Origin of the sequence: Adlercreutzia shanghongiae, assembly GCF_035830635.1 — a bacterium.
GTDB classification, from domain to species: Bacteria; Actinomycetota; Coriobacteriia; order Coriobacteriales; family Eggerthellaceae; genus Adlercreutzia; species Adlercreutzia shanghongiae.
In genome coordinates, this window is record NZ_JAYMFI010000003.1 from 218,735 (window position 1) to 238,539 (window position 19,805).

The 19,805-nt window shown below is 63.8% G+C and carries 15 protein-coding genes; 6 read left to right on the forward strand and 9 right to left on the reverse strand.

The window, feature by feature from the left end; genetic code table 11:
- Positions 1-102: 102 nt before the first annotated feature.
- Genes VJ923_RS02965 through VJ923_RS02975 form a run of 3 tightly spaced genes read left to right on the forward strand, consistent with a single transcriptional unit; the run spans position 103 to position 5,162 of the window.
- Complete coding sequence (locus VJ923_RS02965) at positions 103-3,621, forward strand: molybdopterin dinucleotide binding domain-containing protein (protein WP_326438370.1); 3,519 nt, start codon at positions 103-105, stop codon at positions 3,619-3,621.
- 1 nt (position 3,622) lies between these two features.
- Positions 3,623-4,285 carry a 4Fe-4S dicluster domain-containing protein gene (locus VJ923_RS02970; RefSeq protein ID WP_326438372.1) on the forward strand — a complete coding sequence of 221 codons (663 nt, stop codon included), beginning with the start codon at positions 3,623-3,625 and terminating at the stop codon, positions 4,283-4,285.
- A 4-nt stretch (positions 4,286-4,289) separates the two neighbouring features.
- Complete coding sequence (locus VJ923_RS02975) at positions 4,290-5,162, forward strand: DmsC/YnfH family molybdoenzyme membrane anchor subunit (RefSeq protein ID WP_326438374.1); 873 nt, start codon at positions 4,290-4,292, stop codon at positions 5,160-5,162.
- A gap of 133 nt (positions 5,163-5,295) precedes the next feature.
- Here the strand turns inward: VJ923_RS02975 and VJ923_RS02980 are convergent, their stop codons facing one another.
- The 9 genes from VJ923_RS02980 to VJ923_RS03015 all read right to left on the reverse strand — a co-directional run bounded on the left by VJ923_RS02980 (position 5,296) and on the right by VJ923_RS03015 (position 16,269).
- The gene (locus VJ923_RS02980; protein WP_326438376.1) at positions 5,296-6,849 is read right to left on the reverse strand and encodes an FAD-dependent oxidoreductase; all 1,554 of its coding nucleotides are present in this window, start codon (positions 6,847-6,849) and stop codon (positions 5,296-5,298) included.
- A gap of 249 nt (positions 6,850-7,098) precedes the next feature.
- Positions 7,099-8,586, reverse strand: coding sequence for a helix-turn-helix transcriptional regulator (locus VJ923_RS02985; protein ID WP_326438378.1), 1,488 nt, complete (start codon positions 8,584-8,586; stop codon positions 7,099-7,101).
- A gap of 80 nt (positions 8,587-8,666) precedes the next feature.
- Positions 8,667-9,110, reverse strand: a complete 444-nt coding sequence (locus tag VJ923_RS02990; RefSeq protein ID WP_326438380.1) for a GatB/YqeY domain-containing protein — start codon at positions 9,108-9,110, stop codon at positions 8,667-8,669.
- Positions 9,111-9,171: 61 nt separating this feature from the next.
- Positions 9,172-11,379 carry an ABC transporter permease gene (locus VJ923_RS02995; protein ID WP_326438383.1) on the reverse strand — a complete coding sequence of 736 codons (2,208 nt, stop codon included), beginning with the start codon at positions 11,377-11,379 and terminating at the stop codon, positions 9,172-9,174.
- Positions 11,369-12,127 carry an ABC transporter ATP-binding protein gene (locus tag VJ923_RS03000; protein ID WP_326438693.1) on the reverse strand — a complete coding sequence of 253 codons (759 nt, stop codon included), beginning with the start codon at positions 12,125-12,127 and terminating at the stop codon, positions 11,369-11,371. Before VJ923_RS03000 ends, VJ923_RS02995 begins: the two co-directional genes overlap by 11 nt.
- 739 nt (positions 12,128-12,866) lie before the next feature.
- The gene (locus VJ923_RS03005) at positions 12,867-14,042 is read right to left on the reverse strand and encodes an ATP-binding protein (protein WP_326438385.1); all 1,176 of its coding nucleotides are present in this window, start codon (positions 14,040-14,042) and stop codon (positions 12,867-12,869) included.
- The gene (locus tag VJ923_RS12260) at positions 13,930-14,187 is read right to left on the reverse strand and encodes an AlbA family DNA-binding domain-containing protein (RefSeq protein WP_407651364.1); all 258 of its coding nucleotides are present in this window, start codon (positions 14,185-14,187) and stop codon (positions 13,930-13,932) included. The genes VJ923_RS03005 and VJ923_RS12260 overlap by 113 nt, the downstream gene beginning before the upstream one ends.
- Before the next feature lie 262 nt (positions 14,188-14,449).
- Positions 14,450-15,598 carry a sensor histidine kinase gene (locus VJ923_RS03010; protein ID WP_326438387.1) on the reverse strand — a complete coding sequence of 383 codons (1,149 nt, stop codon included), beginning with the start codon at positions 15,596-15,598 and terminating at the stop codon, positions 14,450-14,452.
- Positions 15,595-16,269, reverse strand: coding sequence for a response regulator transcription factor (locus tag VJ923_RS03015; RefSeq protein ID WP_326438389.1), 675 nt, complete (start codon positions 16,267-16,269; stop codon positions 15,595-15,597). The genes VJ923_RS03010 and VJ923_RS03015 overlap by 4 nt, the downstream gene beginning before the upstream one ends.
- A gap of 229 nt (positions 16,270-16,498) precedes the next feature.
- On the opposite strand from VJ923_RS03015, the gene VJ923_RS03020 reads away from it, so the two are divergent.
- From VJ923_RS03020 to VJ923_RS03030, 3 genes are read left to right on the forward strand one after another with little or no spacing between them, the layout of a single operon-like run.
- Entirely contained in the window at positions 16,499-16,990 is a 492-nt protein-coding gene (locus VJ923_RS03020; RefSeq protein ID WP_326438391.1) for a PH domain-containing protein, read from the forward strand.
- Positions 16,991-18,847, forward strand: coding sequence for a PH domain-containing protein (locus VJ923_RS03025; protein WP_326438393.1), 1,857 nt, complete (start codon positions 16,991-16,993; stop codon positions 18,845-18,847).
- Between the two features lie 22 nt (positions 18,848-18,869).
- Positions 18,870-19,721 (forward strand): hemolysin family protein, encoded by an 852-nt coding sequence (locus tag VJ923_RS03030; RefSeq protein ID WP_326438394.1) that lies wholly within the window; start codon positions 18,870-18,872, stop codon positions 19,719-19,721.
- Positions 19,722-19,805 lie beyond the last annotated feature (84 nt).

Below are 19,805 nucleotides of genomic sequence, written 5' to 3' on the forward strand. Positions count from 1 at the left end.
GGGAAGACGAACCGTCCTGTTCGGTTCGTGGGACAAGTCGCCCGCAGCTTCGATGCGCAAGAAGAATGGCAAAGGAAAAGGAAAGAGAGAGGTGGGGATTTTATGGCACAGCTAACCATGTCGCGTCGCAACTTTATGAAGACGATGGCCATTACCGGTGCAGCTGCAGCAGTAAGTTCCTCGGCGGTCGCGCCCATGCGAGCTCTCGCCGAAGATGCCAACGCCACCGCTGGCGAGCTGAAGCACGTTCGTACGTGCTGCCGCGCCTGCGGTAAGGTGGAGTGCGGCGTCTGGGTGACGGTTCAGGACGGCAAGGCCATCAAGGTTGAGGGCGACGAGTCTGCTCCCCAGAGCCGCGGCCATTGCTGCGCGAAGTCGCAGTCTTCCATGCATGCGGCGTATCACCCCGATCGTCTGCGCTACCCTGTGAAGCGCACGAACCCCAAGGGTTCCGACGATCCCGGTTGGGTGCGCATCACCCTGGACGAGGCCTTTGAGCTGGCCGGCCAGGGCCTGGGCGAGTGCGTCGACAAGTACGGCGGACAGTCCATCTTCGTTATGTGCGGCACGTCCCGCGTGTGGTCCCTTGGCCCCTACCAGGGCATGAAGCAGCTGTTCGGCACCCCGAACGCTCACTTGGCCTACCAGGTCTGCAAGGGCCCGCGTCACTGGGCCGGCATCATGACCGACGAGATGGGCTCCCCTTGGATGGAAGTCGAGGCCGAGCCGAAGGTGTACGTGCAGTGGGGTACCGCTGTTGAGTATTCTAACTACGACACCACGAACCGCACCATTTCGGACGTGGCCCCGCACGCCACGGCGCACATCTGCGTCGACCCGCGCGTGACGCCGTTGTCCAAGGAAGCCGACATCTGGCTGCCCCTGCGTCCCGGTTCCGACGGCGCGCTGGCTCTCGGCTGGTTCAACTGGATCATCGAGAACGAGGCCTACGACGACACCATGGTGCGTCGCTGGTCCAATGCTCCGTTCTTGTTCTGCGACGAGAAGCCTTGGAAGACCGAGGGCTGGCTCGTTGAGGGCAACGGCGGCATCAATATGCGCACGAAGCTCATCACCGAGGCCGACATCAAAGAAGGCGGCAAGTACCAGCGCTTCATGGTGTGGGACGAGAACAACAACCGTCTTACCTACTGGGATGCCGAAGAGGGCAAGTGGGAAGGCGAGATGCACAAGATCCCGACCACGGGCTCGTTCATCGAGCATCCGCTCGAGGGCCTCGTGGCTCCCGGCTGGCTGCCCGACCCCTCCGTGTGGTGCGATCCGGCGGACGCCAAGTTCGACAGCTACTGGGACGAGGGCAACGAGAAGGGCAAGACCACCAATCCGGCCGGCCTGCCCAAGAAGCCCGCGCTGTTCCCCGGCGAGGTCGAGGTTCAGCTGAAGGACGGCAAGACCTACAAGTGCCGTACCGTCTGGGACGGCTTCCATGATCTGACCAGCCAGTACACCTGGGACAAGGTCGAGGAGATCACCGGTGTGCCCGGCGACAAAGCCGAAGAGGCCGTGAAGGTGTGGACGACCCGCGTTGACCCGCGTCATGGCAACGGCGGCATCCACTTCCAGCTCGCCTGCGATCAGAACGGCAATTCCATCCAGAACAACCGCGTGCTGCAGATGCTGTCCTGCGTGACCGGCAACTCCGACGAGCCCGCCGGCAACCGCGGCTCCTGCAAGAGCCAGTTCGACGGCAACCCCGGCCGCTCCAATATGCAAAAGGCCGCTCCCTGGGGGGATCAGGCCATCACTTGGCCGGGCCGCGACTACTCCCTCGAGGAAGTCGCCAAGCACATGCAGGACTTCGTGCAGTACCTGCTCGACGAGAACTCGCCTCTGGCCGAGCGCTACGGCAACAAGGTGCCCAGCGACGAGGAGGCCATCGTCATCGCCAAGCGCATGGGCGGCGCCATGCTTCCCTCTCAGGGCTGGCCGAACCCGACTACCATCTTCATGCGCCAGGCCGGCCAGGTCGACGCCGACCGCTTCCCGCTGAACCGCTTCTGGGCCCGCTGGGCTGACTCTAACGCCATCTGGGACGCCTGCCTGCAGGATCCGGATTGGTCGCTGGCCATGGAGAACGAGAACAAGGAAGTGGGCTACAACGTCAAGGAGACCCTGTACGCCCTTCACGGCGGCGTGTGCCAGTCCGGCGATATCATGAACATGGGCAACATCGCCCGTGCTTGGGACGCCACCACGCAGCTCGACTTCTTCGTCGACATCAACCTGTGGTTCTGCCCGAACAACGGCAACGCCGACATCATCTTCCCCTGCCAGCACTGGATGGAGATCGACTCCACCCGCGTTTCCCAGGGTTCCGGCGGCATGTTCGGTTGCTGCTGCCAGGCCATCGAGGCGCCCGGCGAGACCATCTACGACCCCGACTGGAACGTGGGTATGTACAAGGCCATGGGCGTGCCGTGGAACACGAAGGACCCGGACGCCGCTCCGGCCGAGAACCTCAACTTCAAGCCGCAGTGCCAGGCCTTCATCGACAAGTGGACCGAGCAGCTGGGCGACGAATACGACGCTTCCGGCGCGCCGAGCTACCTGTGGCCCGACCATGACCGCGTGCTGAAGGACAACGTCGACGCCTGGAAGACTGCTGAGTTCCCGGATGGCCCGACTTGGGCCGAGGCTAAGCAGTGGTTCACCGAGCACGGCTGGATGGACTGCCGCGAGTGGCATCCCGAGCGCTGGGGCACCTTCCGTCGTCACGAGATGGGCTGGCGTCGTCAGCAGGGCGGCTTCAACCTGTTCCCGCTCGTCGACTTCCATCCTGGCTTCATGACCGCCTCTGGTCTGATCGAGATCTGGTCGCTGGTGTGCGAGGCTTACATCTGCAACATGGGCGAGGTGCCGGAGGATTCCGACAAGTGGGCCCATTCCGACCTGCCGCACTTCCAGGGCGACGACGATCGCTTCCCGATCTACCGCGAGCCCACCGACTCGCCGGTGGCCAAGCCCGAGCTGTACGATCCGGCCCTGATCGACCAGGCCGATGACACGTACTTCATGAACCACGGCTACAAGGACACCCTGAAGGCTATGCCCGACAACATCTTCCTGATGACCACGGGCTCCCGCCAGCCTACCTACTTCCACTCCGAGCATCGCCAGCTGCCCTGGTGCCGCGAGGTTTGGCCGTCGCCGCGCATCGAGATGAACCCGAAGGATGCCGAGCGTCTGGGCCTCAAGCAGGGCGACTGGGTGTGGATCGAGACTCCCTGGGGCAAGGTCCGCGAGGTGCTCGATTTGTACTACGGCATTTCCCAGGGCGTTGTGAACGCCAACCATGCTTGGTGGTTCCCCGAGTTCGACACGGCCTCCCATGGCTTCGAGCTCGTCGGCATCAACGTGGTGAACGACCCCTACGGCCAGGACGCCGTCGGCGGCTGCGCCACCATGCGCTCCACCCCGACTGTCATCTATAAGGCCACGGCCGAGAACTCTCCGTTCGGCAACCCGGTCCCGTGCGACCCGAACGGCGTGGAATGCATCCATGACGCCTCCGACCCGCGTCTGCGCGAGTGGGTGCCTACGGGCAAGGGCCTGCGTGCCCGCTTCGAAGGCGAACCCGAGTGGGATGGGAGCGTGATGTAACATGACCCGCTACGCTATCGTTACCGACCTGAACCGCTGCGTGGGCTGCCAGGCCTGCTCCGCGGCTTGCAAGACCGTCAACGGCGTTATGCCCGGCGACTTCTGGATCAAGACCCTGCGCATCGGCCCCACCCCCAAGGAGGGCGGCTGCGGCGACTGGCCCGACGTGGAGATGTACTTCCTCCCCATCCAGTGCCAGCACTGCGAGGACCCCGAGTGCGTGAAGGTGTGCCCGACCCAGGCGTCCCATGTGACCGAGGATGGCACCGTGCAGATCGACAAGTCGAAGTGCATCGGCTGCCAGTTCTGCGCCATGGCCTGCCCCTACGGCGTGCGTTATCTCAACGAGGAAGAGCGCGTCGTGGAGAAGTGCACGCTGTGCCAGCAGCGTACCGCCCAAGGCGAGCTGCCCCAGTGCGTGGCCCAGTGCGGCTCCCGCGCCCGCTTCTTCGGTGATTTGGATGCCGGCATCGACACCTTCCAGGCGCTGGCGCCGACCCACGATTTGGCGACGCCCTACGAGGAGATGATGCAGAACCGCACCACTCTGAAGGATTGGGTTGAGCCTTACACCGAGGCGGATGTGTACCATCTGACCGACACGGGCAACGGCCCGAAGCACTGCTACATCCTGCGTAATCGCAAGTGGCAGGGAGAGGAGTAGCGCTATGGAACTTCAATGGCCCCTTATTCTGTTTACGACGCTTCTAGCGTGGTCGGCAGGCGTGTTCGGTGCCCAGTGCCTCTACGCGCTGCGCGGCGAGGGCAAAAAGGCCCAGATGCCGGCGCTCATCACCTCGGCCGTGCTTTTGGTCGTGGGCGGCATCGCAGTGTTCTTCCATCTGGAGCACTGGGAGCGCATCTTCAACGGCTTCGGCCACTTGAGCTCGGGCATCACCCAGGAGCTCATCGCCATCGTGGTGCTGGCCGTGGTGATGGTGGTGTACTTCGTGTACCTGCGCCGCGGCGGCGATGAGGCGAAGGTGCCGACGTGGCTCGCCGTGGTGGGCCTGGTGCTGGTCGTAGTGCTCGTGTGCGTCATGGGTCACTCCTACATGATGGCCTCGCTGCCTGCGTGGGATTCCGTCATGCAGATAGGCTCGCTTCTGGGTGCGGCCTGCGGCTTCGGCCCGGCCACCATGGCCATTCTGACGGCCCTGAAGGACGAGTCGGCCGACTACGCCGCCAAGGTGAACCTTATCGGCCAGGTGGTGAACGTGGTGCTGGTGGTGGCCTACCTCATCGCCATGCAGGCCACGGCTGGTGCCTACACCCAGGTGGAGTTCTGGTTCGACCCGACGAGCCCGACGCTCGACGTGACTCCCGACGGCTCCACCGAGCCCTTCACTGGTGCGTCGCTCGGATTCTCTATCGCGGCCATCGTGGCGGCGGCGTGCGGCGTGGCCGCGGCCTTCGCCGGCAAGGCAAAGGGCGACGGCAAGATGTGGGGCGCGATCTGCGTGGCCTGCGTGCTCGTGAGCGCGCTTGCCCTGCGCACCGTGTTCTACATGACCGGCGTGAGCATCTACCCGTTCTTCTAGGATCCCTCAACAAAAGAAAGCCTCCCATAGCGGGAGGCTTTCTTCATGTTGGGCGGGCGTGCTGCTCAGTCCAGCTTCCCGTTGAGGATTTGGGCGGCACCGGCGCGATCTTGCTAAGGCTGCCGCTCGTGCACTAGCGCGTGGCGGCTGTCTGTCCGGCGATACGGCCGAAGGTCAGACCGTCGGCGATGGACGAGCCCGAGCCGGCATATTCTCCGAAGATGCCGCACGAGCAGCGTCCGGCGGCGTACAGCCCGTTGATGGGCTCGCCGTCCAGATTTATGACGCGGGCCGACCCGTCGATCTTCAGGCCGCCGAGAGTGAAGAATGCCGAGAAGTCCTGGGGAAGCACCGATACGGCATAGAACGGTCCCTGCTCGATGGGGATAAGGTACTCGGGAGACTTGCCGAAGTCCTCGTCGACGCCGGTGCGGCAGAATTCGTTGTAGCGGGCGATGGATTCCGCGGTGCGGTCAGCATTGAGCCCGCTCTTTTCCGCGAGTGCCTCGATGCTGTCGGCAGAGGTGATGTTGGTGAGGCCCGCAGCATAGGGGCAGCCCATGGCCTCGTCGTACATGGTCTGGTCGATGATGACGAAGCAGCCGCTCAGCGTATTCTCCAAAATAGTACGACCGATGAAGCTTCCGTACCAGTCTTCGGCCAGCATGCGCTGCCCGCGATGATTGAGAAGCGCCCCCTTGGGAAGTCCCTCGTACATATACACGTGGGCTCCCACGGTCATACGAGAAGTGCTGCGCACGGCAGCGCCGACTTTCTGGGCGGCGATCATGCCATCGCCCCTATCGAGCGGTCCGGCGGTGCGCCCGCGACAGCTCAAGGCCTCCGGGCGGCAGTTCTCGACGATCTCGTCGTTGTTGGTAAAGGCTCCGGTGGCGAGTATGACGCCCTTGCCGGCCCGCACGGCTACCGGTCCGTTCGGCCCCTCGGCTTTCACGCCGACCACTGCGCCGCTGTCGTCGGTGACCAGTTCGCTTAGCGCAGTGCCGAAGCGGATGTCGAGGCCGGCACCGGCAGATTGCAGCAAGGAGTCAATGATGGAAGCGGCTCCTCCCGACGGCGCATGACCGCGCGGAGCCGGTGTCGCGATGCTGGCGTAATCTGCTGCCCGCTCGTTGCCCGAGTACATGAGGCTGATGCCCTCGGGTGTTTCCACGATGTGGCTGGTCTCGTCGGCATCGCCATCGAAGGTCATGCCGTGATCGATGCACCACGCGCAGAGATCAGGCGACGAGGTGCAGAAGATATCCAGCAGCTCGGTATCGGCGCTCGGTCCGACTGCCTTGGTGAGGTAGGCCTTGAAGTTCTCGGGCGTGTCCTCAATGCCGAGGCGCTGCTGCACGGATGTGCCGCCTCCCATATAGATGAGGCCTCCCGAAAGCGCAGTGGTGCCTCCTGCCTGATCGGCGGCTTCCAGGGCAATAACCGTGGCTCCCTCCTCGAGGGCCGCCACGGCGGCCGCGGCCCCTGCGGCTCCCAGACCCACCACGACGACCTCCGCCTCGTCGGTCCAGGCGACGTCGTCAGCGCTCGTGTTGCTGAGGGCTTGGGATTCGTCGGACCCCTGCGGGGCGCATCCCGTTGCCAGGGAACTCAAGCCCAGGGCGACTCCCGTTGCCCCGACGGCCGTGATGAAGGTGCGGCGACTTACCGTTTCGTGTGTGCTCATCGGATTTTCCCTCCTGTTCAGTATTGCGCGACCGTCGCTTCCAGGAGCGCTTGATCGCCGTCGGCAGGCTTGTTGCGATGCCGATGGGGCCATAATGAGGAAGGAAATCGAGAAAAACATCGACTGGGCTATCGGCCAGACGGGATGATTTTGGCGCTTGCCATCGGCCATGAAGAGTGAGCTCGGCGCTTTCGGCCTCCACGGTAGGGGGAATGGGCGTGCAGAACTCCCGTTTTCGAGGGACCGTCTTCAGGGCGCGGATATCTCGCTTGCGGCGCGATGGACGAGGAGCTGGAGCTCGTCTCTGCTGTGCACGCCGGTTTTCTCGTAGATGTGGCGAATGTGCGTCTTCACTGTGCTCTGGGAGAGACTTAAGGAGGCGCAGATGAAGCCCACGCTGCGATTCTCCAGCAAGAAGGAGGCGACCTCCTCCTCGCGGCTTGAGAGCCGGTAGGGGGCGAGTTGCTGCTGCGCCTGGGAAGAGAGCTGGCCGGAGATCTCGGGAAAGGGGAGGATCGGGGAGGTGTCGCGGGGGCGCAGGGAAGAAGCGGGGGTCGGCGAGGTCCTGTCCTCGCCGGTTTGCTCGGGTTGCGCGGTCGGCGCGGATTGCGCGAGCGTTACTGCGGGGGCATCGGCGTGCTGCGCGGCATCTTCGCTCGACGGCTCTGCTGAGCCGCCGGCCGCTGTGAGTTGGCGTATGCGATGGAGGGCTTCTTCGATAATGAGGGCGATGACCAGGGCAATGACGAGGATATCGGTATCTATTCCCTCGAAGAGTCGGGAGAGGGCTACTCCCGCTGTGCCGAGGGCTGCTGCGACGCAGAGCATGATGCACTGAGACTTCAGGTCGCGGCGTGTGCTTCCGAGCTCGTGCATGACGAGGAGAATGCAGCCAGTTAGGAAAATGGAGAAGGGCGCGCCTGGCTCTGCGAGAAGCCAGAGACAAAGCCCCGTCATCATGCAGGGAACGGCTATCTCGGCGATAAGGGGCAACGCGATGCGCGGCCGGAATGCGTAGGCGCCCAAGGCAATGAGGCCGCCAAATCCGGCTCCATAATCGGGGTTAAGGGCATCGTGCCCCATAAGCCCCACGCCGAATCCAGCAAGGAGAAATAGAAGCAGGGCGCGCGGCGGCACGTCAAGCCGAGGCAGGCTCTGATCGGGGTTTTCTGACCGAGGACGTTTTTGGCCGAGGGTTATGAACAGGGGAATAGCCGTGAGCAGGGGAAAGGCGGGCCCTAAGGCGAAAGGCGGCAGGGCGGTGCGCAACAGACAGATGGCAAACCCCGCGAGCACGGCGCAGGCGTAGGAAAATAGGTCGCTGTTTGGATGGCCTGCCGGCAGGCAGAAAAGCCAGAGCGCGAACAGCGAGGCGAGTGAGTAGCCTGAGAGCACCAGTCCCGCCCACGAGAGGGGCTCGCCGTTGGATGCGGAAGGGGCCACGAGGAAGCAGGCGAAGGCTCCCTCGAGGATGAGCGCATTGACGACGCACCATCCTCGCTGGAGGAAGGTGCGTCGTCGGACAAGAGGCGGAGCAGTGCTAAAGCCGACGATCATGGAGAGGAAGAACGCGGCGTAGGGCCCCGGGCCTTGCGGGTCCTGATTGGACGAGAGCGTGTAGACGAGGATGGAGAGACTCGCGGCCACGAGCGGTGACACGCTGAGGCCCCAGAGCAGCGACGGGCTGCCGGCCCTTGCCTGCGCACTGTCTACGGAGAGATTCCCGGGGACGCTCATCGAAAGACTCCTCTATTCCTGCGCCGGGCACAGCTCTCGAAAATGCCGAAAACGTGCTGCTGGGCCCTGGCCGCGGTGATCTAGCTCAGCTTCCCGCCGAGTTCCTTGGCGGCCGCCGCTTTGTCGAAGTTGCCGCCGGTGCGCTTCGTGAGCTCGCCCATCACGCGGCCCATCTCCTTCTTCGAGGTGGCACCGGTATCGGCCAGCACCTCGCTGATGAGCGCGGCCAGCTCGTCGCCTTCCACCTGCTTCGGCAGGTAGCCCTCCAGAATGGCCACCTGCTCGGTGAGGGTGTCGGTGCGCTCCTGGTTGTTGCCGGCCTTGATGGAGCCGTCCAGCGTCTCCTTCGTCTGCTTGATCACGCGCTTCAACATGGCGTCCACGTCGGCCTCGGTCACGTCGCGGCGCTCGTTCACCTCGATGGCCTTGAGCTCGGTGTGCACCTGGCGTAGGATGTCGCGGCGGTGGTTGTCGCGCGCCTTCATGGCTGCCTTGATCTCGTCTTGCAGCTGCTGGTATTCCATGGGGGCAGTCCTTTCGCTTGCGGAAATGTGCTGCCCCCATCATACTCCTTCTGGTCTGCGTCTACCCCTCGGCGAGCGCTCCCTTCACGATGCCGCGGGCGGCCAGGTAGGTCACCAGCATATAGCCGCCGTAGATGACGAGCGTGAGGCCCGCGGCCATCATGACCGGCCCGAACGGGCTTACGCCGATGGCGCTCAGCATGGAATCGGACAGCACCCCGATGGCGCAGGTGGCATGGCAGGCGGCCAGCCCCAGAGGCACGAGGAAGTACACGAGCACCTGGGCCAGAAGCGAGCGGTTGATCATGCGCGCATCGCAGCCGAGCTTGTATAGCGTGCGGTAGCGCGGGGTGGAATCGGAGGCCTGGCTCAGCTGTTGGATGGCCAAGATAGCGGCGGTGGACACCAGGAAGATGAAGCCGATGTACAGCGCCAGGTAGGTGATCATGAGCCGCAACCCGGCCGACTGGGTGGTCATCTCGTAGGCGGTGAGGATGCGCGTCACCGGCCACAGCAGGCTCGCGTAGGGCTCGCCGCTGCCGGCGGTTCCCTTCTCGAAACCGCCCATCTCCAGCGGCTGCGAGGCGGCCACGATGTCCATGAGGGCCGCGTCGTTTTGGGCTGCCGACTTGCCGTTGTCGGCGTACATCACGTTCAGCGTCTGCGTGGAGGGGATGCAGCCCTCATCGCGCAGGGCATCGATTACCTCATCGGGCACGATGACCACCATCGCCGTGGCCGTCATGGCGTTGTCCTCCAGCTGCGTGGCGTGCACGGGCCCGGTCAGGGTCAGCTCCTGCCCGCCGGCGTCAATCGTGGGCGCGGCCTTCGCCACAGCCTCGGCCAGAGCCTGCACGATTTCCATGTTGTTTGCCAAGCCGCAGGTGCCCGGCTCCAACTCCACCGGGTCTTGGCCCTGCAGAGCGCGGGCGGCGTTGAAGTCGCTGAGCGACAGCACGCCCACCGACGACTTCATGCTGCTGCCCAGGTCGTCCAGGCGCAGGTCGGCGCCGTTGGCCACCGCCTCGGCGGCCTCCACCAGGGGCGCGTAGGTCATGTTAGGCAGAGAGTAGAAGTTCGCCTGGGCATACGAGCCGACGGTTTCGCTCCACAGTTCGGGCGCGCCGGCCTCAAGGGCGGCGGCGATGTCCCAATCGTAGGACTCGGCCGCAGCCAGGCGGTCGGGGGCGTCGGCCTCCATCTCGGCGCGGCGCTCAAGCTCGCCGGCCGATGAGGCGGGCGTGCCGTCGGGGCCGTACCACACGCCGGCATCTAGGCTGGCGGAATAGGGGTTCGCCTTCTCGGCGCCGCCCACGAACACCTCCACAAGCCCCATGCCGGTGGAGAACACGGTGATGGAGAAGAACAGCAGTACGCACACGGCCCACAGCGACAAAAACGCCGTGTTCACCTTGCTGGCAATCTGGCGCACGGTGAACAGGTTCAGCTTGCGCAGATACACGCCGCGCAGGCGCGTGAGCACCGCGATGGCGAATCCGGCGAGCGACCAGAAGAACAAAAGCGACCCCACAAGCATGCCCACCGTGGCGCGCATGAACTCGGGCTGGTCCATCATCACCAGGCCGTTCTCGATCAGCTGCTCGTAGGCGTAGGCCAGTACCGCCAGCGACACGAGGAACGCCACCAGGCACACCCAGGGGTTGCGCACGCCGGCGCGCTCGTTTTTCTCGCCGGCGCGAATGAGGTCGATGAGCTTGCAGCGGCTCACGGTGAGGGTGTTGAACAGCGCTACCACCACGTAAATGGCGGCAAAGCAGCCCAAGGTGACCACGAAGGCGTCGGAGGAGAACACGAACTGGTAGTTGGTCATGGTAGTGCCGAACAGGGCCGCCGTGAAGAACGACAGCGCCTGGGACAGCAGCACGCCGCACACCAGGCCTACGGCCAGCGACAGAAGACCCACCATCACGGTCTCGTACAGCACGATGCGCGATACATGGCCCGGCGTCATGCCGAGCACCAGGTAGGTGCCGAACTCGCGCTTGCGGCGGCGGATGAGGAACTGGTTCGCGTACAGAATGAGGAAGCCCAGCACGCAGGCCACCACGCCCGAGAACATCTTCAGCATCTGGGTGGTGGTATTGAAGATGCTGGACGAGGCCGCCGATTCCATATCGAAGAGAATCTGCTGGCTGCCGATGGAGTTGAAGGCGTAGAACACCGCCACGCCGAACAGCAGTGTGATGAAGTAGATGGCGTAGTCGCGTATCGACCGGCGGATGTTGCGCAGGGCGAGCTTAAGATACATGGCCGGCCTCCCCACCCAGGAAGGACACCACTTCCATGATGCGGGCGAAGAAGGCGTCGCGGCTCTCGTCGCCCCGGCGCAGCTCGTTGAACACGGCGCCGTCCTTGATGAACAGCACGCGGTTGGTGTAGCTGGCGGCGAAGGCGTCGTGGGTGACCATCATGATGGTGGCGCCCATCTGGGTGTTCATCATCTCCATGATCTCCAGCATCACGGTGGCGGCGCGCGAGTCCAAAGCGCCGGTGGGCTCGTCGGCTAGGATGAGCTTCGGGCCGGTGACCATGGCGCGGGCTGCGGCCACGCGCTGCTTCTGGCCGCCGGACATCTGGTAGGGGTACTTTTGCAGCACTTGATCGACGCCGAGGCGCGCGGCCATGGCGTTCACCTTGCCGGGGATGGAGCGGGCCGGCTCGCCCTTGATGGTGAGCGCGAGCGAGATGTTCTCGAAGCCGGTGAGGGTGTCCAGCAGGTTGGAGTCTTGGAAGATGAAGCCCAAGTCGTCGCGGCGGAACTTCGCCAGCTGCCGGCGGGACATGCCCGTGATGTCGCGACCGCCCACGATGATGTGGCCGCTCGTGACGGTGTCGATGGTGGAAACGCAGTTCAAAAGCGTGGTCTTGCCGGAACCGGAGGGGCCCATGATGCCCACGAACTCGCTGGCGGCCACGTCGAAGCTGATGCCGGCCAGGGCATGGGTGACCGAATCGCGGCTGCCGAAGACCTTCTCGATGGAGCGCACCGACAGGATGGGGGAGCCGCCGCGAACGGCGCCGGGAGCGGTTCCGGGTGCGCTGTGGGCTCCGGCGTGGGCGGCGGTTGCGCCGGCGGCGTGAGCGCCGTGGGCTGCGGCAGCTGCGGAAGCGCCAGCGCCGTAGGCGTCGCGGGAGAAGGCGGTGGCGATGCCGTCCAGGGTGCCGCGGTCATCGGCGTCAAGCGGCAGGGGCGTGCCGGGGTCGGCGGGCTGCGGACGATAAGCCGAGGGAGTGGGTTCGGTGTACACTTCGGCCATTAGTAGCTCCTCTCGGTTTTGGGCAGCTGGTGGGCGATAAGCGCCCCCATGGCTCCGATGATAGCAACGGCGAGAATGATTTTCCCGGGCATGTTCACGACGATCCTTTCTCTCGGCGAATGCGGCTCGTTCCATCCCTCCGGAGTCGGCTACGCGGCATTCCGTCCCTTCGGATCCGAGTTCGGGATACTTCGATTCGCTCAGACAGTCCTCGCTTGGTGGAAATGCCCACGGGGCATTTCCAGTCGCTGCGGAACTCGCTCGGTCGAAGCATCCCGAACTCGAATCCTGCTTAGCTGGAGACTCGGGTTGGTTTCGAGCCTGATTTCATCCTACGGAAAGGGCGCATTCCGCTCCATCGATTGGCCTTACGCTTACCTTACGAACATGTCAGGTTGGGGTGTGGCAGCTCCACCTGTTTCTATCTGCGCTGCTTAGGTGCCGACGGCATTCTCGGCACTGCGCGAAGCGCAGCGCATTAACGCGCTCGGGTATAGCGAGTATTCTTACCGGAGCCGATTTTGTCCAGATAGCCGTCCCTCTCCATGCGCGACAGCAGCTCTCCTGCGGGTGAGCGCGTGATACGGAGCAGCGCCTCGGTCTCTGTTCGGGAAATGGAGCCGTTCTCGTTGAGGTAGTCGAGGATGCGACTCTCCTGGATTCCAAACAGGGGCGCTGCTGCGTATTCGCTTACGGTCTCGATCCCCTCCTGTGGGGAAGGTAGAAGCGAGGGCAGCGTCGTTTTGAATGAATTTGAGGCTACGTCGAATGCGGGTTGCGAATTGGCGGAGGCGTAGCTCTCCAAGATTTTCGGAATGCCGGTTCCGTAGGCCTCTATCAATTTAAGGCGATAGAAGATCGCGGCGATGTGGGGGTTTCTTTGCAGGGAGACGCCCATCATGAGGTCATCGGCGGACATGCCCGCAACGAGCCCTCCGAAGTTGACGAACTCAACTCGATGATCGAATACGCTGACGAGTGCCGGTGCCGGGACGGAGTAGTCGCGGTGGACGAACATGTTGAGTAACGCCTCGCGAATGGCGTTTTCGGGGTAGTCGCGCCGGTCGACGCGGCGCATGTCGGACCCGATTTCGGAATGTGTGGCGTTGTACCGGTTGAGAAATTCCAGCGTTTCTTTTAGCTGTCGTAAGATGGATCCGGAAAACTCGAACCGGTCTTTGAAAACACTTTTCGTATCCCCCTCGAAGACGGCGCCCTTCACGGTGATGGGGCATTGGTCGGAGAAGAGCAACCCAGTGTTCGTGAATGTGCCGAACTCATCGATAAAGCCGAGGCTGCGCATTTGTTGCTCGCCGAAAGCAACCTCGTATTCGGAGAAGAACCGCTGGGCTTCCTCGAAGGTTAAGTCCTGCTCAAGGGAGCGCTCTGCGTCAAATACATCGTTCGCAGACTCCTTGATCATGGCGAGAATGGCGCTTTCGGATGCAGGTGCCGTCATGGCGCCTTGGCGCACGAACACGCCTGCGGGCCTCACGCCTTTCTCAGCAAGGTAATAAGGTCGCGAAGTACCGCGTTGAACCTTAATTTCCACGAGAGTGCACCCGTCTTTCTCGACGATGTTTGCTCGGGTGCACAAGGTGATGTCCGGGCGAATGGCGTTTGACGCCGCCTGCATGGCCTTCACGGCAGCCATCGGGGTCTTCAAGGCCCAGGGGCTCCCCATCGTCTGAGACGCCCAGGTAGATGGTGCCGCCTTCGGTGTTGGCGAAAGCGACCATGGTCTTCTTAACGCCCTCGGACCACTCGCTCTTGAATTCAACGCTCATTCCCTCATGCATGACCGTCCCGCTTTCTACCTGATTCTACCTGATTCTACCTGATTCTACCTATGTGCGAAGAAATGCGGCCCAATTTCCCGATTTCCACCTCTAGCGGGTCACAGCGAGGGGGCGCTTGCCAAACGCGCGATTCTGAACTGGAGAAACTTCAAGAGCTAGTTCGCTGATCCCTCGTATCACGCGCATGGGAGGTGGAAATCGGGAAATCGCGCCGCAAAATGGACGCAGTCCTCGAAAGCCGGGGTCGTCGGATTGAAGGCCCCTACGCGCCGAAGAGATCTTTGCGGGTGCGGTCGTGGGGGAAGGTGAGGATGACGCGGGTGCCCACGCCCTCCTCGCTGGCCAGGCCTACGTGCAGGCCCATGGAGGCGCACAAGCTGGCCACCAGGTACAGCCCCATGCCGGTGGCAGAGCCCGCCGCGCGGCCCACCTGGCCGGTGAAGCCCCGCTCGAATACGCGCGGCACATCGGCGGCGGGAATGCCGCAGCCGTCGTCGCGCACCTCAAGCACCGTGCGGCCGCGGGAGGTGCCGGGCTCCTCCTCGCGAGCGGCAAATTGAATACGGGTGGCGCCGTACTTCGCGGCGTTCGTGACCACCTGCCCCAGCATGAACACGAGCCATGGCTCGTCGGCGAGCACCGTTAGGTCCTCGGGAATGTCGAAGGCAGGCAGGGCGCCGCGTTCGATGAGGAAGCGGGTGTTGCGCTTGCAAGCCTCGCGCGCGGCTGCGGCCAGGTTTACCTCGCGGATGGCGTAGTCGCGCTCAACGGAGGTGGACCGTGCGTAGTACAGCGCCTGGTCCACTTGGGCTTCCACCCGCTCCAGCTCGCGGGCGACCTTTGCGGAAAGGGGGCTGGGCTCGTTGGCCAACATCAGCTTGATGGCGGCGATGGGCGTCTTCGTCTCGTGAATCCACAGCTCGATGTAGCGGCGGTAGGCGGCCGCATCGTCGCGCAGCAGGGCGGTTTCCTCGGAGGAAAGCTGTCCCAGGCGGGCGGCCGTGCAAAAGGCGATGCGGCCCTCCAGAAACGACGGCTCGGGAATGAGCGAGGGCAGCACGCAGGCCTGGCGCAGCTGGGCGAGCAGCCCGTGCAGCTCCTGGTAAAAGGCGGCCTTGCGCCGGTAGTCCAGAAAGCCCGCGGCCAGGGCTACCAAGGTGAGAATATCGGCCGTAAGCAGCGTGCCCGCGGGGTTCACGCCCAGGGCGGGCAGCACGATGACGATGCTCGCCAGGCACAGCGCCAGCGCCGCGAGCCCTGCCACGTTGTCGCGCACGTAGCTGGCCGGCGTGAAGACGGGGAAGTCGTCGGGCGATGGCTGTGCGCTCTCGGGTACGGGGGCCGCTGCCATCGGCGCTTCGGTGCCGGCGGGACCTTCCGCCGCGCCATTCCTGTTGATGCGCTTGCTCATACGGTGTAGCCCACGCCGCGGCGGGTGGCGAGGAAATCGTCGGGCACGCCCAGGGTGCCCAGCGTCTTGCGCAGGCGGTTCACGTTCACCGTGAGCGTGTTGTCGTCGATGAACGCATCCGACTCCCACAGCGCGCACATGATCTCGCTGCGCGGAACCACGATGCCCGGGTTGCGCATGAGCGTCTGCAAAATGCGCAGCTCGTTGCGGGTGAGCTCGGCGGTGCGTCCCGCGAAGCTCACCGTGGCCGAGCCGACGTTGAGCTCCACGCCCTTGTGGCGGATGATCATGTCGGAGGCAGGGGTGGCGCTGCGGCGCAGAAGCGCCTGCAGGTGGGCCAGCAGCACCGCGGGGCGGTAGGGCTTCACCACGTAGTCGTCGGCGCCCAGGTTCATAGCCATTACCTCGTCGAACTCGCTTTCCGAAGAGGTGAGCATGAGAATGGGCACGTCGCTGTGCGCGCGGATGTCGCGGCAGATGCTGTGCCCGTCGGCACCAGGCAACTTCAGGTCCAGCACGATGCAGTCGGGCTCGGCGGCCAGGGCGCGAGCGGCGGTGTCGGCCCAGGTGCCCTCGTAGGCTGCCACGGCGTAGCCCGAAAGCTCCAGCACGTGGGCCAGTTCGGTGCGCAGGGCCGTGTCGTCTTCAATGATGTAAATGCGCTGGGCCACCGGCTTCTCCTTCCGCGGGTACGACCATGCCGCATCCATTCTACCGCTCCCTTCTGTATCACAATCTTGAAGATGCCCATCCTTACAAGAGCGTAAGGCGCGGGCGCCCCCTCCATTCCTTAAGAATTGCTGAGCCGTTGCCGCGAATGGCGATAAGTGGGGTAGTATGGTCACCGTATTTTTCCGGGCGCCAGGCGCCTGTTGCAGGTTTAAGGGTGAAAGGACGACCATGAGAGACATGCCCGCCAGTCAGCTGAACCCGCGCATCAAGAACGTATGGCGCATCAACGATGCCATCTGGATCGTCGTCGCGTTTCTCTGCTGCTTTCTTCCGTTTGCCGTCGTGGCGGCGGTCGATCCGAGCGAAGAGTGGGCGGGCGTTGTGGCGCTTATCGTTGCGGCGGTGTTCGCGGTACTCCTCGTGCTCTTGATTGTCGTGCTGCCGCCCATCCGCTACGCGCGTTGGCGCTACGAGCTGACGCCGGATTATCTGGACATCGCCCGCGGCATCTTCTGGCGCAAGCGCTTCGTCATCCCGTTCATTCGCGTGCAGAACACCGACACGCGCCAAGGGCCCATCCTGCGCGCTTTCGGGCTTTCTAGCGTCACGGTGGCCACGGCCGCCGGCGAGCACGAGATTCCCGGCCTTTCCAATGAAGAGGCCGACGTGCTGCGCGACCGCGCCGCCGAGCTGGCCCGTCTGGCCCGAGAGGACGTGTAAATGACCGCCCCGACCCAGGCGGCCCCGCTGCCGCGTCATCATGTGCACCACAGTTATATCTGGCTGGAGAGCGTGCGCACCATTCTCATCATCGCCGTCTGCGTCATGGTGGCGAATTTCTCCACTATCGCCGGTCTGGTGGCAGAAGAGGGGTTCGGCGGTGCCGAGGCGGGCCTGATCATGGCCATTGTGGGCGGCGGCACGCTGCTGCTTATTCTCGTAGTGTTCGGCATTGTGGCCGCCACGCGCGTTCTCGGCTACAAGCACCTCTACTTCACCGTGGGGCCCGACGAGTTCACGCTCTGCTCGGGTATTTTCAACAAGCAGAAGGTGCACGTGCCCTACCAGCGCGTGCAGTCCGTCGATCAGCGCGCGACGCTCATTCAGCGCATCTTCGGCGTGTGCACGGTGTCTATCGACACGGCCGGCGGCGCGGCGAACAAGGCCGTGGTGGTGCCCTATCTCACCAAGGCCCAGGCCGAATGGCTGCGCGCCGAGCTCTATAACCGCAAGAACGCTCTGGCTGCCCAGGCGGCGGCCGCGGCGGTTGCGGCGGCGCCGGCTGCGCAGTCGGCCATCGCCGGCGCGACGGCCATGGCCCAGGGCGCGGCAACCTTTGTCGAAGGAGCGCAGCTGCCCGCGGCTTCGGGCAACGTGCTCGACATGGGCGCCGACGCTTGGAACCAGGTGGGCGGCGTGTTCGCCGGCCCGGCCCAAGATACGGGGCGCGTTTCCTACGAGTACGGGCTCACGAACAAAGAGCTGTTCCTCGCGGGGCTTTCCAATACCACCTCGGTGGGCCTCATCTTCGCCGGTCTCATCGTTGGCGTGCTGCAGATCGTCGGCTTTGTTTTCGATGTGATGGGCGATGCGGCCAACGGAGCGGTGGAAAGTGCCATGATGTTTGCCGGCTCCCAAGCTGCCGCCTATATTATTGGTGCTGTTTCGGCGGGCGTCATTGCGCTCGTGCTGGTGCTGTGGCTGATTTCCGCCCTCGGTTCCTGCATCGGCTACGGTGGCTTCAAGGCACGCCGCCGCAACAACCGCATCGAGGTGGAGTACGGCCTGCTCCAGCACACCTTCCAGGGCGTAGATGTCGATCGCGTGCAATCGGTGGTGGTGAAGCAGAGCTTCATTCGCCGCCTGTTCGGGTTCTGCGAGCTGTCGCTCGGCAAGATTGACGCGGCCCGGGACAGCGACGCGAGCAACCAGAAGAACACCCTGGCCCAGCAGGGCATCGTCATTCATCCCTTCGTGAAGATGAACCGCGTGCCCGCCCTTCTCGCCGGACTTGTTCCCGAGTTCGCCGACTTGCCCCAAGAGGCCAAGCCCGTGGCGAAGGTGGCCCTGCGCCGGGCGCTCATTCGCCGCGGCGTCATCCAAGGCGGCGGCTTTTGGCTGGCGGTTGTGTCGCTCCTTTGCATGATTGGCCTGAAGCTGATGGTAAGCGCTGCGGAAGCGGGGGCCTTTGAGGTGGAGGATGCCTTGGCCCTAGCTATGGTGAATTCCTTCGGCGGCGGGTTGCTTCTCGTGTTGCTCGTACTGTCGGCGCTTCTCTTTATCATCGACATCATTGGCGCGGTGCTGTGGGCCCGGGAGTCCAGCTTCGCTTACAACCGCCGCTTCATGCAGGTGAGCAACGGCGGTCTCTCCCGCGAGACGGTGAGCTTCCCGCGCCAGAAGATTCAGTTCGGTTGCACCCGAAGCAACCCGCTGCAGCGCCGTGCGGGCACCGACACCATCCTGGCCACCACGGCCGCCGGCTCCGGTGGGACCACCACGGCCCTTATCGATGTTCCCCATGCCGAAGCCATGGCCTGGCTCGACTGGCTCAAGCCCGGCGGCAACCGCCCGTAGAAAATATGGTAAAGTACCGCCCATGAGTAAAACAGATGACACCGCAAGTTCGAAGCCGCCCTTCCTCGGTTTCCTTCGCCCGAAGCGAGACAGCATTTCCGAGGACGAGATCAAGGACATGGTGGCCGAGAACGGAGAGCTTCTCGAAGACGAGAAGCGCATGATCAACGACATCCTCGATCTGGCCGACATGACGGTGCGCGAGATTATGAAGCCGCGCGTCGACATGATCATGGCCGAGGACACCGAGCCCGCCCGCACCGCCTTGGACCGCATGCGCGGCACCGGCTACTCGCGTTTGCCCGTCTACCACGAAGAGGTCGACGAGGTTATCGGTATCGTCTCCTACAAAGACCTCATCGGGCCGCTGCTCGATGGCCGCATCGAAGATACGGTGGCCGACTTCATGTACGAGCCCCTTTACGTGCCCGAGACGAAAAACGTGCTCACGCTGCTTTCCGAGTTGCAAGAGGCCCACATGCAGATGGCCATCGTCGTGGACGAGTACGGCGGAACCGACGGCCTCATCACCATGGAGGACATCGTCGAGGAAATCGTCGGCGAGATTGCCGATGAGACTGACAACGATCGCGACCTGGTCGTGTTCGCCGGCCCGGGTCTGTGGCGCGTCGACGGCCGCTTGCCCGTGGAAGACGCCATGGAGCTCGGCTGGCCCATGGAGGAGTCCGACGACTACGAGACCATTGCCGGCTGGATTATTCACACGCTGGACTTCGTGCCGAAGGTGGGCGATGAGCTAGTGGTCGACGGTTACGCCTTCAAGGTGGAGAAGATGCGCCGCTCGCGCATCTCCATTGTGCGCGTGAAGAAACTGCCGCCGGAGAGTTGTGAAGAGTCGGTAACAACTGACTAACGGGGTCCGAAGGCGTAGGCGATTCACCTGCGGGAATTCAGAAACCACGCTTTGTCAAGCGAACAAAGCGTGGATGTCGGCCAA

Bases quoted from the DNA above. Each gene is read 5' to 3' on its own strand.
- VJ923_RS02965 (WP_326438370.1), top strand. From the start codon at position 103: ATGGCACAGCTAACCATGTCGCGTCGCAACTTTATGAAGACGATGGCC.
- VJ923_RS02970 (WP_326438372.1), top strand. From the start codon at position 3,623: ATGACCCGCTACGCTATCGTTACCGACCTGAACCGCTGCGTGGGCTGC.
- VJ923_RS02975 (WP_326438374.1), top strand. From the start codon at position 4,290: ATGGAACTTCAATGGCCCCTTATTCTGTTTACGACGCTTCTAGCGTGG.
- VJ923_RS02980 (WP_326438376.1), bottom strand. From the start codon at position 6,849: ATGAGCACACACGAAACGGTAAGTCGCCGCACCTTCATCACGGCCGTC.
- VJ923_RS02985 (WP_326438378.1), bottom strand. From the start codon at position 8,586: ATGAGCGTCCCCGGGAATCTCTCCGTAGACAGTGCGCAGGCAAGGGCC.
- VJ923_RS02990 (WP_326438380.1), bottom strand. From the start codon at position 9,110: ATGGAATACCAGCAGCTGCAAGACGAGATCAAGGCAGCCATGAAGGCG.
- VJ923_RS02995 (WP_326438383.1), bottom strand. From the start codon at position 11,379: ATGTATCTTAAGCTCGCCCTGCGCAACATCCGCCGGTCGATACGCGAC.
- VJ923_RS03005 (WP_326438385.1), bottom strand. From the start codon at position 14,042: ATGGCTGCCGTGAAGGCCATGCAGGCGGCGTCAAACGCCATTCGCCCG.
- VJ923_RS12260 (WP_407651364.1), bottom strand. From the start codon at position 14,187: ATGCATGAGGGAATGAGCGTTGAATTCAAGAGCGAGTGGTCCGAGGGC.
- VJ923_RS03010 (WP_326438387.1), bottom strand. From the start codon at position 15,598: ATGAGCAAGCGCATCAACAGGAATGGCGCGGCGGAAGGTCCCGCCGGC.
- VJ923_RS03020 (WP_326438391.1), top strand. From the start codon at position 16,499: ATGAGAGACATGCCCGCCAGTCAGCTGAACCCGCGCATCAAGAACGTA.
- VJ923_RS03025 (WP_326438393.1), top strand. From the start codon at position 16,991: ATGACCGCCCCGACCCAGGCGGCCCCGCTGCCGCGTCATCATGTGCAC.
- VJ923_RS03030 (WP_326438394.1), top strand. From the start codon at position 18,870: ATGAGTAAAACAGATGACACCGCAAGTTCGAAGCCGCCCTTCCTCGGT.